This is a genomic window from Legionella pneumophila subsp. fraseri, from assembly GCF_000586315.1.
Taxonomy (GTDB): Bacteria; Pseudomonadota; Gammaproteobacteria; order Legionellales; family Legionellaceae; genus Legionella; species Legionella pneumophila_B.
Genome location: NZ_KK074226.1, coordinates 109,161 through 122,846 on the forward strand (window position 1 = coordinate 109,161; position 13,686 = coordinate 122,846).

Below are 13,686 nucleotides of genomic sequence, written 5' to 3' on the forward strand. Positions count from 1 at the left end.
CTAATTAATCTCCCTGTTTGCGACTGGATGCTGCTTCTACCATAGCGGTCAATATTAATTCATTACTCACTGTCAATGGTGCCGGAGCAGCAGCCATCGCTAAAGCATTCATTTCTTTCGCTTGATAGGCTCTTGGTTGCTGGGGAATGTTGTCACCCTCGAAAAAAACCAGGTTACTCACAGAGTAATTTTGCTTGGGATAGGCTTTATTCATACGATCAATTTCATCATTCACTTGCTGATAAAGCTGTTCACGAATCTTGGCACGTACGACTTGAGTCTCTTCCAAACTGGGTTTGAACTCCACACCACTGATCTCGTACTTGGCTCCAGGCTTACTGACCGATTTGGCATTCTGATAAATATTAGTCAGAGCAGATTGATCGACTCTTGCCTGAGCTTGTACATAAAGTTTCTCAAGGCCAGAACTATCCTGAGAACGGTCAAACTGCACCAAATGCCACTCCCCTTTAGCAATTTTGTTTAAGCTATCCATTATGTCAGCACGTGCTTTCACCAAATCAGCATTACTTAGAGTGGCATTGATACTGACATTGAGTAACGCTGTTTGGGTAGTAACCCATTTTTTAGCAGAAACTTGAAAAAAAATCTTATCAAGCACCAAATCTGGTGTCTCATTATCAGCCCAAACAAAAGGAGTTAAGACCATTAAACCCAGCATCCAGGCAATTTTTCTCATAATATGCTCCATTCATAATGTTTCTATTGGAATTAGTGTATACCAGCAAACCAGAAGACACCACAGCAGTTTGAACCATAATGACTTAAATTAATGAGCCGATTATCACTCTAAAACAAATCCTATACAGCATTACCAACAAACAGGATAAAAAAGCGCAGTGTACATTGAAGTACATGAGCATTTTTTAGAATGTTTTTTTCTCAAGATGCGCCAAATACGGCCGTTTGCTAAGAATTACATTGATTTAATTGACGAATAGATCTATAACTTCTCCCAAAATTATTGCAAGAGGAGCTTAAAAATGATGTCTGTTGACAATATTAAAAATGATAACCAGGTTTTGGCTGAAGAAGATTTCCTCGAATACGCATTGTCTCATGGATTTGGTGATTTACATTTTAAGGTGGATCCGCAAACGGGTATGAAGGCTATGATTGCAATTCATAGTACCAAGTTGGGGCCTGCTTTGGGTGGTTGTCGATTTATTGAATATCCTAGTACTGCTGCTGCTTTGAAGGATGCTATGCGTCTTGCCAGAGGCATGAGCTTTAAGGCTGCTTCAGTCAATTTACCTTTGGGTGGTGGAAAATCGGTTATTATTAAACCTAAGGGCTTATTTAATCGAACAGAGTACATGCATCGGTTTGGTGAGTTTGTCAATGAATTAAATGGCAGGTACATCACTGCTTTGGATAGCGGTACTGAATTAAGTGACATGGATATTATTGCTGAGCATACTGACTATGTTGCCAGCTTATCCAGATACAATGGAGATCCTTCTCCTTCTACTTCCAAAGGTGTGTTAAGAGGAATTCAGGCTGCTGTTGCCTTTAAATTAGGTAAAGACTCTCTCAATGGTCTGCATATTGCTATTCAGGGTCTTGGCCATGTCGGTTATGCTCTGGCAAAACAATTACGCGAATTAGGAGCGACATTAACTGTTGCTGATATTTCACCTGCTGCTGTTAACATGGCAGTTCAAGAGTTGGGAGCCAAAGCAGTTAGCACTGACATTATCCATAAAGTACCATGCGATGTATTTGCTCCTTGTGCTTTAGGTGCGATTATCAATGATCTCACTATTCCTCAGTTACAAACCAGTATTATTGCTGGAGCTGCCAATAATCAGCTCGCACACACTTACCATGGCAAGATTTTACATGAAAAAGGTATTTTGTTTGCTGTGGATTATGTTATTAATGCAGGTGGTTTGATATTCGCTGCCTCTAAATACTTGCAAACCCCTGAAGATAAGGTAAGCGAGCAAATTGATAGTATTTATACCTCTCTGACTGAAATTTTTACTCGCTCAGCTAAAGATAATTTACCTACCAGCGAGATTGCTGATACTTTGGCTAAGGAAAAATTGGCTTAATTTGGATACCGTTTATGAAACATTTATCCCTTACTCCAGAGTTGTATGAATACCTGATTGATGTTTCCTTGCGTGAACATCCTGCTCTTACGGCATTACGCAAAGAAACATCCTCTATGGAGCTCGCCAATATGCAGGTAGCTCCTGAGCAAGCTCAATTTATGCAGATGCTGATACGTTTGATTGGTGCAAAGAAGGTATTGGAACTTGGGACATTCACAGGTTATAGTGCCTTGGCCATGTCCCTTGCTTTGCCTGACGATGGGCAACTGATCACCTGTGATATTAATGAGGGCTGGACAAAGTACGCTCATCCTTATTGGCGTGAGGCAAAGCAGGAACATAAAATTAAATTACGTCTTGGACCTGCCCTAGATACTTTACACTCACTACTTAATGAAGGAGGAGAGCGTCAATTTGATTTCATTTTTATTGATGCTGACAAGACCAATTATCTGAATTACTATGAACTGGCTTTAAAATTGGTTACACCTAAAGGATTAATTGCCATAGATAATATTTTTTGGGATGGAAAAGTAATTGACCCGAATGATACCAGTGGGCAAACCAGAGAAATTAAAAAATTAAATCAAGTGATTAAAAACGACTCAAGGGTCTTTGTCAGTTTGTTAGCTATAGCTGATGGGATGTTTCTGGTGCAACCCATTTAATCTGTAAAATCCCCGGCAAGCAATACATTGCATTGCTATGTAAATAAATACAAGGAGAATCTGATAATGCAAAATAACAACCCCTGCGGATTAGATGGCTTTGCCTTTTTAGAATTTTCAGGCCCTGATAGGAACAAATTACATCAACAATTTTCTGAAATGGGGTTTCAGGCCGTTGCCCACCATAAAAATCAGGACATTACCCTTTTCAAACAAGGGGAAATACAATTTATAGTGAACGCTGCCCCCGATTGCCAGGCAGAAGCACATGCTTCAACTCATGGCCCAGGCGCTTGTGCAATGGGCTTTAAAGTAAAAGATGCCAAAGCTGCTTTTCAACACGCTATTGCGCATGGCGGAACTGCATTTCAGGATGCTCCTCATGCCAATCACAGTTTGCCAGCCATCCAGGCTATTGGTGGCAGTGTTATTTATTTTGTGGATGAGGAACACCAACCTTTCTCTAATGAATGGAATATTACCTCATCAGAACCCGTTGCTGGAAATGGCCTGACCGCAATCGACCATCTCACCCATAACGTTTATCGCGGTAATATGGATAAATGGGCCAGTTTTTATGCTTCCATTTTTAACTTCCAGGAAATTCGTTTTTTCAACATCAAAGGAAAAATGACTGGTTTGGTCAGTCGAGCATTAGGTAGCCCTTGTGGCAAAATCAAAATTCCTTTAAACGAATCCAAAGATGATTTGTCACAAATTGAAGAGTTTCTTCATGAATATCATGGCGAGGGTATTCAACACATTGCTCTCAATACCAATGATATTTATAAAACAGTCAACGGCTTAAGAAAACAAGGGGTCAAATTCCTGGATGTGCCGGATACTTACTATGAGATGATTAATGACCGCCTCCCATGGCACCAGGAGCCACTGAATCAACTCCATGCCGAGAAAATTTTAATTGACGGAGAAGCAGATCCCAAAGACGGCTTATTACTGCAAATATTCACTGAAAACATCTTTGGACCAGTCTTTTTTGAAATTATTCAACGCAAAGGCAATCAAGGATTTGGTGAAGGAAATTTCCAGGCTTTATTCGAAGCCATTGAAAGAGATCAAGTTCGACGTGGTACTTTAAAAGAATTGACCTAGACAAACCGTTGAAATGTAATGATGCTGTTTTTCAGGCATAAGCCAGGAGATCCAAATGAAACTCGCCAGTTTGAAATCAACTCGTTCTCGCGATGGAGAACTCTGCATTGTCAACAGATTGCTGACTACTGCAGTCCGCGTTCCTCATATCGCATCAACACTTCAATATGCTCTGGATCATTGGGATGTTGTTGAACCTAAGTTACAGATGATTTATCAACAGTTAAATGATAATCAAATTGAAGACTCCTTTGCTTTTGATCCCGAGCGATGCGCCTCGCCATTACCTCGCGCCTATCAATGGGCCGATGGCAGCGCCTATGTAAACCATGTCGAATTGGTTCGTAAAGCCAGAGGAGCAGAAATGCCCGCTGATTTTTGGACCAATCCACTCATGTATCAAGGTGGATCTGATGCTTTTCTAGGGCCTCGTGATCCAATTTTGGTAAGCTCAGAGGCCTATGGGATTGATTTTGAATCCGAGGTTGCCGTTATCACTGATGATGTTCCCATGGGGATTGATCATATAAACGCTGCCCATCATATCAAACTGTTGATGCTGGTTAATGATGTCTCTCTACGTAATCTTATACCCGATGAACTGGCAAAAGGGTTTGGATTCTTCCAATCAAAACCTGCCAGCAGCTTCTCCCCGGTAGCGATAACCCCAGATGAGTTAGGTTCCTGCTGGGATGGTCAACGCGTGAATTTGCCATTAATTAGCCATTTGAATGGGCAATTATTTGGCCAACCCAATGCCGGCATTGATATGACCTTCTCTTTTCCTGAACTGATACAGCATGCGGCTAAAACAAGGTTTTTAACCGCAGGTACGATTATAGGTTCTGGAACAGTATCTAACCTCGACCGCAGCAAAGGTTCTTCTTGTATCGCTGAAAAGCGAATGCTGGAAATGATCGAATTCGGACAGGCAAAAACACCGTTTATGCAATTTGGAGACCGAATTCGCATAGAAATGCTCGATGGTCAAGGGTATTCCCTATTTGGCTCCATTGACCAAATAGTGACGAAATACGATAAGGATTCCTTATGATATTGTATGACTATTTCCGCTCTACCGCATGCTATCGAGTAAGAATCGCTCTTAATTTAAAAAAAATTGCTTATGAAAAAATTGAAGTGCATCTGGTTCATAATGGTGGCGAACAGCATAGCCTGAAATATCACCAAATTAACCCTCAGGAGCTGGTTCCCAGCCTGGACATTAATGGTCATGTGCTGAGTCAATCGATGGCAATCATTGATTATTTGGAAGAAGTCTATCCAGAAATACCATTGCATCCTAAAGATCCTTTTATGAAAGCCACTCTAAAATCAATGGCTTTAATTGTTGCTTGCGACATGCACCCTCTTAATAATTTAAGAGTGCTGAATCGTTTAAAAGAACAATTTAAAGCGAATGAAGAGCAGGTACGTGAATGGTATCATCATTGGCTAAAAACAGGATTTGATGCTTTTGAGGAAAAACTTGGAACTATGAAGCGCGACAAGCCAGTCTGCTTTGGACGTGAAATTAGTCTGGCCGATGTTTGTTTAATCCCCCAGGTTTATAATGCCCACCGATTTCATTTTGATATGAGGAGTTACCCAATAATTAATGAAATCAATGAGTATTGTCTAACTCTACCGGCATTTCATGATGCGGCACCAGAAGCCAGGTCATCCTAAAACCATGCTCTTCTCAACTCCACCGTGATCACCCCATTAGGGGTTTTCTCCAACATACTCCAGGCGGTTTTACATCGTTGCAGGTAACCAATTAAAACATTTTGATTGCTGCAACGGTACCTTACAGGCATTGAATCATATTGTTCGTTAGAGTTTATAGCCAAACAATACTCACCATTAACCAATTCAATAGCCCAGGGAAAAGCACGAGACATATCCAAGGTCTTATGATGTTCGTTATTCAAAGGTACCGCTACGTTAATTTGTACACTATCACCAACCCATGGAGATTGAGGGCATACAGCTTCCATTTTTTTACTACCTGCTTTCACAAAACAGGGATCAAATAATTGGCCTTCAGCCTGACAACGCCACGCATCTTCGCGTATAATTATGCGGGATTGTTCATAACATTGACCAGACATTATTTTTTTTACTACGGGTGGAGCCTGTTCAAAAACTTCACCAAAAGGTCTGTACAATTTTAGAACGGTATCGCTGGCACTGGCTAAAAAAGAAAAAAAACATAGCGATACGAGTAAAACTCTTTGCAGCATGGTGTTCCCCCACGGATTTTATTTGGTGTATCATCACATTTTAATTCAGGGTTTAGGAAATACTGCAAACGAGAGCAAAATCAGTCCCTCGAAGGATTGGAATATTTCCTAAGCCCTGAATCAATCGTTTTCGATTTTGGAGTATATAATGACAGAAGTCTTTACTATAAAACAATGTCTCGACGGCGAAATCAGTATTGATGAAACCGTTACGGTAAGAGGATGGGTGAAAACCCGAAGAGATTCAAAAGCTGGCTTGTCCTTCATCAGTCTTCATGATGGCTCTTGTTTTTCTCCCATACAAATCGTCGCAACCGATCAGTTATCCAACTACCACAAAGAGGTTACAAAATTAACTGCTGGCTGCTCAATGATAGCGACTGGAAAATTGGTAGCATCACAAGGAAAAGGGCAATTTTTTGAAATCCAGGCCGAATCCATTGAAGTGGTGGGATGGGTTGAAAATCCAGATACATACCCTATTCAAGCCAAGCGCCATACTCTTGAATTTTTAAGAGAAGTGGCTCACTTGCGCCCCAGAACCAATACCATAAGCGCTGTCACCAGAGTGCGCCATTCATTGGCACAAGCCATTCACCGTTTTTATCATGAACAAGGCTTTTTTTGGGTGCATACACCTATCATTACTGCCAGCGACTGTGAAGGGGCAGGAGAAATGTTCAGGGTATCTACTCTGGATTTATTAAATATACCTAAAAATGATAAAGGACAAATTGATTTCAGTAAGGATTTTTTTGGCAGAGAAACATTCTTAACTGTTTCTGGCCAATTAAATGTGGAAGCCTATTGTATGGCCATGTCCAAAGTATACACATTTGGACCAACATTTCGAGCTGAAAATTCGAATACAAGCCGCCATTTGGCTGAATTCTGGATGATCGAACCTGAAATCGCTTTTGCAAATCTCGAAGACATTTGTAAACTTAGCCAAAATATGTTGCGTTATCTCTGTAAAACTGTTCTTGAAGAGCGTGCCGATGATATGGACTTTTTCAATCAATTTGTCGCGCCAGGATGCATAGAGCGCATGGAACATATTGCGGATTCTGAATTTGAAATTATGACCTATACCGATGCAATCAAAGCACTTGAGGCGAGTGAGCAAAAGTTTGAGTTTCCAGTGAGCTGGGGGCTGGATCTGCAATCAGAGCATGAACGTTACCTGGCTGAAGTGCTTTGCAAAAAGCCTGTCATTGTGACAAATTACCCGCAAGAAATTAAAGGCTTTTACATGCGCCTTAATGACGATGGGAAAACGGTAGCTGCCATGGACGTTTTAGCCCCGGGTATTGGTGAAATTATTGGTGGCAGCCAACGCGAGGAGCGATTGGAAATACTGGATAGACGCATGGACGAGTGCAACCTGAATAAAGAACATTACCAATGGTATAGAGACTTGCGTCGTTATGGCACTGTGCCTCATGCCGGATTTGGCTTGGGCTTTGAGCGCTTGATCAGCTATGTTACAGGGGTATCGAATGTGCGAGATGTAATACCATTCCCTCGCACACCAGGCCATGCGGATTATTAAATCGATAAGGCGCTTAAAGAATCTTCCTCAACTTCAGCTGTTTGTTGTTGAGGTTGATTCCCCTCAGACAGCAATCGCCGTCTATTTCTCGGCGAAAAAATTTTTTCTAATATTTCATCCTCCGGAGTACTCGCAAGCGGTCGTCCTGCATCCACTGTATCATACTGTTCCCTATTGAAATTAGGACCAGGTAGAAATCTTTTATTACTTGCCTGTTCTGAAGAAGGTACTTTTAAATTTTCGGTTGAGTGAGGATAAAAAATAGAAAAACTTCTTCTATGTGACTTTACAGGTAGATTACGCTCGGATTTTCTCAATGGTTGGGCTTTTTTCTCATCCTCAACAGTGCTTGTAATTTCATTGATCTGAATTGTTTTATCTTTTTTCTCATCCATTGTTAACACTCCTTATCTTATTTTTATTCTCTCGCATACAAACTGCCTTCATGCAAAACAAGTACTCTATCCATACGTTCTGCAATCCGTTGATCATGAGTTACTATAACCAAGGCTGTATTCATTTTTTTATTAAGTTCCAACATCAAATCAAAAACTTTACTGGCCGTTGCCTCATCCAAATTTCCAGTCGGCTCATCAGCCAGAACACAATGTGGCTGATGCACCAAGGCTCTCGCTATGGCAACCCGTTGCCTTTCTCCTCCAGACAACTGAGCGGGCTTATGCGTTAATCGTGGTTTAAGCCCTACCTGTTCCAGCATATTAATGGCTTTTTCTTCCGCATCTTTCACAGCCATACCCGCCAGCAATAACGGCATCATCACATTTTCAAGTGCCGTAAACTCAGGCAATAAGTGGTGGAACTGATAAACAAATCCTAATTGTTGATTGCGCAATTGACAACGTTGCTTTTCATTTATTTTTTGCCAATTGACATTGCCAAGAGTAATCAGGCCGCTGGTTGGTTTATCCAGCCCCCCCAACAAATGCAAAAGAGTACTTTTTCCAGAACCTGATGGCCCGATAATAGCGATCCGGTCCCCTTTTGTTATGGCCAAGTCCACTCCTTTTAACACCTCGACTGTTGAAGTGCCATCATGGTAGGACTTATACAGTTTTTGACTGGTTAAAATGATGTCATTCATAATGCAAAGCCTCCGCGATGACTGTCTTTGATGCTCGCCAGGCAGGATAAATGGTTGCAGCAAAACTCATTAATAATGCCATAGCACAAACTTGCCACAGATCACGAAACATAATTTTAGAAGGCAAGTAATCAACAAAATAGATGCTTGAAGACAACACCTTCACCTGGAAAAAGGACTGCAATGCATTAACTATCTCCGTTGCATTATTGGCCAACACTAAGCCTCCTAACAGCCCGAGAATTGTACCAACCAGACCAACCATCATTCCCTGTACAATAAAAACCCATAAAATGGTAGAAGGAGTAGCGCCAATAGTTCTTAAAATGGCAATTTCAGCTTGTTTGTCATTGACTACCATTACCAGAGAGGACACCAAATTAAAAGCTGCTACAGCAATAATAAGCAATAAAATCATAAACATCATCGTTTTTTCCATTTTAACTGCTTCAAAAAAAGCTCCAAATTGCTGGGTCCAATTGCCTACTTGATATCCTTCTCCCAAAAGATCGGATAATTCATAAGACAATTCAGGTGCTTTGTATACATTATTAATTTTCATTTTTATACCTGAAACGTCATTCTTATCCATTTGCATTAATTTTTGAGCATCTTCGATATTAATAAATGCCAATTTAGTATCGAAATTAAATCCTGTACCAGCAGAAAAAACACCTACAACGGTAAAGCGCTTGAATCGAGGGATCATACCGGCAGGAGTTACTGTTGCTTGCGGGATCATTATCGTAACCTTATCCCCAATCATCACCCCAAGGCTGTCCGCAAGACCTTTTCCAAGAATAATCCCAAAATGTTTCAGATTATCCATATTACCTGCCAGTAGTTTCTTATTGAGATGAGTTACAGATTGTTCTTTTTCTGGCAGAATACCGGTCAGGACGATAGGCAAAACCTGGCCTTCATGAGTTAACAACCCCTGACTTCCAACATAAGGCGCAATTGCCTTTATCCCAGGTATGGTTTCAATCTTTTTAACCACTTCAGGCCAATCACTTAATCGCTCATCAGGACCTGTTATGGTGATTTCAGGCGCCATCCCAAAAAAACGACGATGAATTTCCTGATCAAAACCATTCATCACTGATAAAACAGTGATTAAAACCATCACTCCCATGCCTATACCCAACATGGAACTTAGGGAAATAAAGGAAACAAAGTGATTTTTCTTACGTGAACGCGTATAACGTAATCCGATAAAAAGAGCCAATGGTTTATACATAATCGTATTCAGCTGGATTAAAGTTAGTATTGTACAGCACTTACAGAAAAGGCCAAGATTGAAGCCTAAAGATTTTAAAGAACTTATTAATAATTCATCATCAGACAACCCACATAGTTATCCACAGAATCTGTGGATAACTAATAGCTGGGATTTCATAATCATGGGATTTTGGGACACCTTCTCATATTCTAAATTTGGCATAACTGAAGGCTTTCATCGAAAGATGAAATTGATTTAAAGACGAGCTTATGGGTTTAGAAATTTTGAAAATTATAGATTAAGAGTTAGAGTGCTTTGTGGTTGATTGAAGTGCCCCCGGATTTGGGGAAGAGCCTAAAATTGGTGCCCAGGGCCGGAATCGAACCGGCATGGTGTTACCACCGAGGGATTTTAAGTCCCTTGCGTCTACCTGTTTCGCCACCTGGGCATTCACTATTTTTTAATGGAGGCTGAGGCCGGAATCGAACCGGCGTACACGGCTTTGCAGGCCGCTGCATGACCACTCTGCCACACAGCCTCAAATCTATATACTTCGCTATTGCTCTAAAAAAAAAGCGACCTTGATGTCGCTTAAATTTGGAGCGGGAAACGAGACTCGAACTCGCGACCCTAACCTTGGCAAGGTTATGCTCTACCAACTGAGCTATTCCCGCGTCTCTACGGGATGAGATTCTACCGAAAATAAATACCCTGTCAACAGCAAAATTAACTTTTTTTCATTAACTCTGGCCAGGCAATAGCCAAATAAATTACCATGGACCAAATCGTCAAAATAGCAGACACATAAAGAAGAACAAACCCTATACTCCCCCACCAGGAAACAAGGGGATTAAATGCCAGCAATAATACCAAAGCGATCATTTGCAAAGAAGTTTTAACTTTCCCTATATATCCAACGGCAACGCTAGCACGACTTCCAACTTCAGCCATCCACTCGCGTAAAGCTGAAATTACAATTTCTCGTCCAACGATTACGATAGCAGGTATAGTGATGTAATTAATATCCTTTGCTCCAACTAACAATAACAAACTTGTCGATACCAATAACTTATCAGCGACGGGGTCAAGAAAAGCACCGAAATGAGACATCATTTCAAGTTTACGCGCCAAATAACCATCTAACCAATCGGTAATGCTTGCAATAGCGAAAAGAACTGCAGCAGTAGGATGAGCCCATTTGAAAGGAAAATAAAATACCATAATGAATATAGGGATGATTGAAATCCGCATCAAGGTTAATATATTAGGCAAACTGGTTAATGTACTCACAGCTAAACATCCCCCTTATTCTATTCTTCTGGCAACATCAGATAAGCTGACAATAACTTATAATCATCAAATACAGCTAAAGCACCTGCTGCTTTAAGCTCTTCCTCTTGCTGATGGTAAAAATCCATGCCTATAGCATTAACATTGATTCTTTTTGCCATTTCCATATCCGTTGCAGAATCCCCTATCATCAAAGTTGATGAAGGATCTCTCCCGAATTCCTCCATAATTTCCTCAAGCATTTGCGGACAAGGTTTTGCCGGTACTTGTCCAGCTGAGCGTGTCACTTTAAATATTTGATCAAGCCCAGTTGCCTGAAGAGCGCGCACTAGAGAATTGTGGCCTTTATTTGTAGCAATAGCCAAATCAACCTTTGCTTGATGAAGCTGCTTGATAAATTCTAATACCCCGGGTATTAAACGTACTTCTGTAGGTCGAGAAATCATCGCAGACTGTACCGCTTGTAACAGATCTTCCTGTTGCCCGGCAGTGAGATTGGGCAATGTCTTTTTTACTGCTTGAACCAATCCCAAGTCTACATATTTTCTTGCTTGATAGGGGTCGATATCACCAAAGCCCAACATTTTGGCTTCAGTAGCAACAGTATGTAAAATCACTCCCAATGTATCAGCAATCGTGCCTTCCCAATCAAAAATTACTAATTGATATGCACTACTCATAGCTCAATAGGCTCCTTGCACGTAGTTGCTTTAAAGTATTTCCAAATCCGTCGTCTACATCAGCTTGAAATACCTGCATTGCTCCATTCAGATTGAATTGAATAGACCTTGCATGCAGATAAAGACGATTCTGTTGATAGTCTATACCTTCCACCTCACCCACCTTTGCACCATATTTCTCATCACCAACAATGACATGACCAAAGTAAGCGCTATGAACGCGAATTTGATGTGTCCGTCCTGTTTTAGGAGAAGCTTCTACCCAACAGGCCTGATGATAATTTTCCAACAATTTAAAATCTGTTTCTGATGCTTTACCATCTTTTTGAACGGAAACAACTCTTTCCCCTGATTTCAATGTGTTCTTCTCGAGAGGAGCTGTAATTGTGATTTTCTTTTTACCGTCCCAACGATGCGTTAATAAAGCCCAATAAGTTTTCTGCACTTCGCGGGCTTCCAATAGCGATTGAATGGCTCGTAATGTACTTCTTTTTTTAGCTAATAAAAGACAACCGGAAGTCTCTCTATCCAATCGATGTACCAATTCCAAATAGGATAAATCGTGCCTTGTCTTTCTTAAAGCTTCAATAACCCCCAGGCTTAAACCACTACCACCATGTACTGCAATACCTGCTGGTTTATTAATTACCAGCAAGGAAGAATCTTCAAAAATGATACTATCCTTCAAGCGTTTTGCCAAATTATCACTTACAAAAATTTCTTTAGAATCAGTCATTCGAATTGGCGGTATTCTTATACTGTCCCCAATTTGTAAGCGACTGTTAGCTTGTGCTCTTTTTTTATTAATCCGAACCTCACCGCCACGAATAATCCTATAGATATGGCTTTTAGGAACTCCTTTTAAAATTCGAATCAGATAATTATCCAAACGCTGCCCATTCTCTTCGGAGCCAATTTCTTTATAACTTACTTCACTCATTGTCAATAAACCTGTTTTCTGAGCGTGATTTTTTTGATATGATTAGATATCGTACGGGAAAATCCCTTACGACCGAATTATAACGTATAAATAGAAAAATAGTTTAATAATCGATTCATAATCGATAAAAGATTTGTAATTAATTAGTTAAAATACTTGCGTTCATCTTAATTTTTTATCATTAATCAAGAATGAAAAATTAACAGAATAGCATAAATTTAGTTAATTTGATAGCAAATCAAACTAAAGAAGCAACTGCTCAAGCGCATATAAAACAGGTTGGATTCAATAAGAACTTGAACCACAAGTTGAAGAATTACCCCTGTTTTTTCATCTTGATGAGCATGAGCAGATGCTTGGAAGAAAAAACAAGATGCGCTTCCATTTAAGTCGAAGATATAAGGAAGCGACCCAATACCAGAGTAAAATTGATAATTATTTCGACAGATACCTACGCATGCCAGACATGCTTTATACCAATTACGAATTATTGCCGGGCTTTTGCACGCCTGATGAAAGGCCTTTTTTTTCCAACCCACTTAATCTGTAAACGGTACATCATACAGTGTGCACCTTTAACTATTGAGGTAACATGCGTACGGTCTGTCAACAAGGTCATGGGTCAGCTTAAAGTTCCTCACCCTGCCTGCTCAATAACATTGTTTTTCAAAAACAAAATTGAGCAATTAGGAAATAGGCTGTTATCGTTTCGCCAGAATAATAGAGACCAGGACATTAATTTTCTGACTCCCTCTCTCAGCACATTTAATATGAATGCAAGATGTGGAACCA

General features: G+C 40.4%; 15 protein-coding genes, 3 tRNA genes and 1 pseudogene. 8 read left to right on the top strand and 11 right to left on the bottom strand.

The features are described 5' to 3' along the window. Positions 1-4: 4 nt before the first annotated feature. Positions 5-700, bottom strand: a complete 696-nt coding sequence (locus CC34_RS0113030; protein ID WP_028377827.1) for a hypothetical protein — start codon at positions 698-700, stop codon at positions 5-7. A 304-nt stretch (positions 701-1,004) separates the two neighbouring features. On the opposite strand from CC34_RS0113030, the gene CC34_RS0113035 reads away from it, so the two are divergent. From CC34_RS0113035 to maiA, 5 genes are all read left to right on the top strand, one after another. Beyond that, entirely contained in the window at positions 1,005-2,078 is a 1,074-nt protein-coding gene (locus CC34_RS0113035; RefSeq protein WP_028377826.1) for a Leu/Phe/Val dehydrogenase, read from the top strand. 14 nt (positions 2,079-2,092) lie between these two features. Then, positions 2,093-2,749 (top strand): class I SAM-dependent methyltransferase, encoded by a 657-nt coding sequence (locus tag CC34_RS0113040; RefSeq protein ID WP_027227316.1) that lies wholly within the window; start codon positions 2,093-2,095, stop codon positions 2,747-2,749. 66 nt (positions 2,750-2,815) lie between these two features. After that, positions 2,816-3,862 (top strand): 4-hydroxyphenylpyruvate dioxygenase, encoded by a 1,047-nt coding sequence (hppD, locus tag CC34_RS0113045; RefSeq protein WP_028377825.1) that lies wholly within the window; start codon positions 2,816-2,818, stop codon positions 3,860-3,862. Positions 3,863-3,917: 55 nt separating this feature from the next. After that, the gene (locus tag CC34_RS0113050) at positions 3,918-4,916 is read left to right on the top strand and encodes a fumarylacetoacetate hydrolase family protein (protein WP_028377824.1); all 999 of its coding nucleotides are present in this window, start codon (positions 3,918-3,920) and stop codon (positions 4,914-4,916) included. Beyond that, positions 4,913-5,551 carry a maleylacetoacetate isomerase gene (gene maiA, locus CC34_RS0113055; protein ID WP_028377823.1) on the top strand — a complete coding sequence of 213 codons (639 nt, stop codon included), beginning with the start codon at positions 4,913-4,915 and terminating at the stop codon, positions 5,549-5,551. The genes CC34_RS0113050 and maiA overlap by 4 nt, the downstream gene beginning before the upstream one ends. Here maiA and CC34_RS0113060 read toward each other — a convergent pair. After that, entirely contained in the window at positions 5,548-6,108 is a 561-nt protein-coding gene (locus CC34_RS0113060; RefSeq protein WP_028377822.1) for a hypothetical protein, read from the bottom strand. The two genes, maiA and CC34_RS0113060, sit on opposite strands and share 4 nt — an antisense overlap. A 148-nt stretch (positions 6,109-6,256) precedes the next feature. Here CC34_RS0113060 and asnS point away from each other — a divergent pair, with 148 nt between their 5' ends. Further along, on the top strand, positions 6,257-7,660 hold the full coding sequence (gene asnS, locus CC34_RS0113065) for an asparagine--tRNA ligase (RefSeq protein ID WP_028377821.1): 1,404 nt from the start codon (positions 6,257-6,259) through the stop codon (positions 7,658-7,660). Here asnS and CC34_RS0113070 read toward each other — a convergent pair. From CC34_RS0113070 to CC34_RS0113080, 3 genes are read right to left on the bottom strand one after another with little or no spacing between them, the layout of a single operon-like run. After that, positions 7,657-8,055 (bottom strand): hypothetical protein, encoded by a 399-nt coding sequence (locus tag CC34_RS0113070; RefSeq protein ID WP_028377820.1) that lies wholly within the window; start codon positions 8,053-8,055, stop codon positions 7,657-7,659. The genes asnS and CC34_RS0113070 overlap by 4 nt on opposite strands. Before the next feature lie 23 nt (positions 8,056-8,078). Beyond that, positions 8,079-8,762: a lipoprotein-releasing ABC transporter ATP-binding protein LolD gene (gene lolD, locus CC34_RS0113075; RefSeq protein WP_027265217.1), complete on the bottom strand. Its 684-nt coding sequence runs from the start codon at positions 8,760-8,762 to the stop codon at positions 8,079-8,081. Continuing rightward, entirely contained in the window at positions 8,755-10,002 is a 1,248-nt protein-coding gene (locus CC34_RS0113080) for a lipoprotein-releasing ABC transporter permease subunit (RefSeq protein WP_028377819.1), read from the bottom strand. The genes lolD and CC34_RS0113080 overlap by 8 nt, the downstream gene beginning before the upstream one ends. Before the next feature lie 199 nt (positions 10,003-10,201). Between CC34_RS0113080 and CC34_RS1000000117585 the strand changes: the two are divergent. Further along, positions 10,202-10,309, top strand: a pseudogene (locus tag CC34_RS1000000117585) (transposase); the annotation flags it as partial. A 36-nt stretch (positions 10,310-10,345) separates the two neighbouring features. On the opposite strand, the gene CC34_RS0113085 reads toward CC34_RS1000000117585, so the two are convergent. The 6 genes from CC34_RS0113085 to CC34_RS0113110 all read right to left on the bottom strand — a co-directional run bounded on the left by CC34_RS0113085 (position 10,346) and on the right by CC34_RS0113110 (position 12,894). Next, positions 10,346-10,432: transfer RNA gene (locus tag CC34_RS0113085), tRNA-Leu, on the bottom strand. 16 nt (positions 10,433-10,448) lie between these two features. Next, positions 10,449-10,522, bottom strand: a tRNA-Cys gene (locus CC34_RS0113090). Positions 10,523-10,582: 60 nt separating this feature from the next. Then, positions 10,583-10,658, bottom strand: a tRNA-Gly gene (locus CC34_RS0113095). Positions 10,659-10,710: 52 nt separating this feature from the next. Next, on the bottom strand, positions 10,711-11,274 hold the full coding sequence (gene pgsA / locus CC34_RS0113100) for a CDP-diacylglycerol--glycerol-3-phosphate 3-phosphatidyltransferase (protein WP_027227324.1): 564 nt from the start codon (positions 11,272-11,274) through the stop codon (positions 10,711-10,713). Between the two features lie 20 nt (positions 11,275-11,294). Then, the gene (locus tag CC34_RS0113105) at positions 11,295-11,954 is read right to left on the bottom strand and encodes an HAD family hydrolase (RefSeq protein ID WP_027227325.1); all 660 of its coding nucleotides are present in this window, start codon (positions 11,952-11,954) and stop codon (positions 11,295-11,297) included. Further along, positions 11,947-12,894 carry an RluA family pseudouridine synthase gene (locus tag CC34_RS0113110; RefSeq protein ID WP_028377818.1) on the bottom strand — a complete coding sequence of 316 codons (948 nt, stop codon included), beginning with the start codon at positions 12,892-12,894 and terminating at the stop codon, positions 11,947-11,949. Before CC34_RS0113110 ends, CC34_RS0113105 begins: the two co-directional genes overlap by 8 nt. A gap of 352 nt (positions 12,895-13,246) precedes the next feature. On the opposite strand from CC34_RS0113110, the gene CC34_RS1000000117175 reads away from it, so the two are divergent. Beyond that, positions 13,247-13,444, top strand: a complete 198-nt coding sequence (locus CC34_RS1000000117175) for a hypothetical protein (RefSeq protein ID WP_011216190.1) — start codon at positions 13,247-13,249, stop codon at positions 13,442-13,444. Positions 13,445-13,686 lie beyond the last annotated feature (242 nt).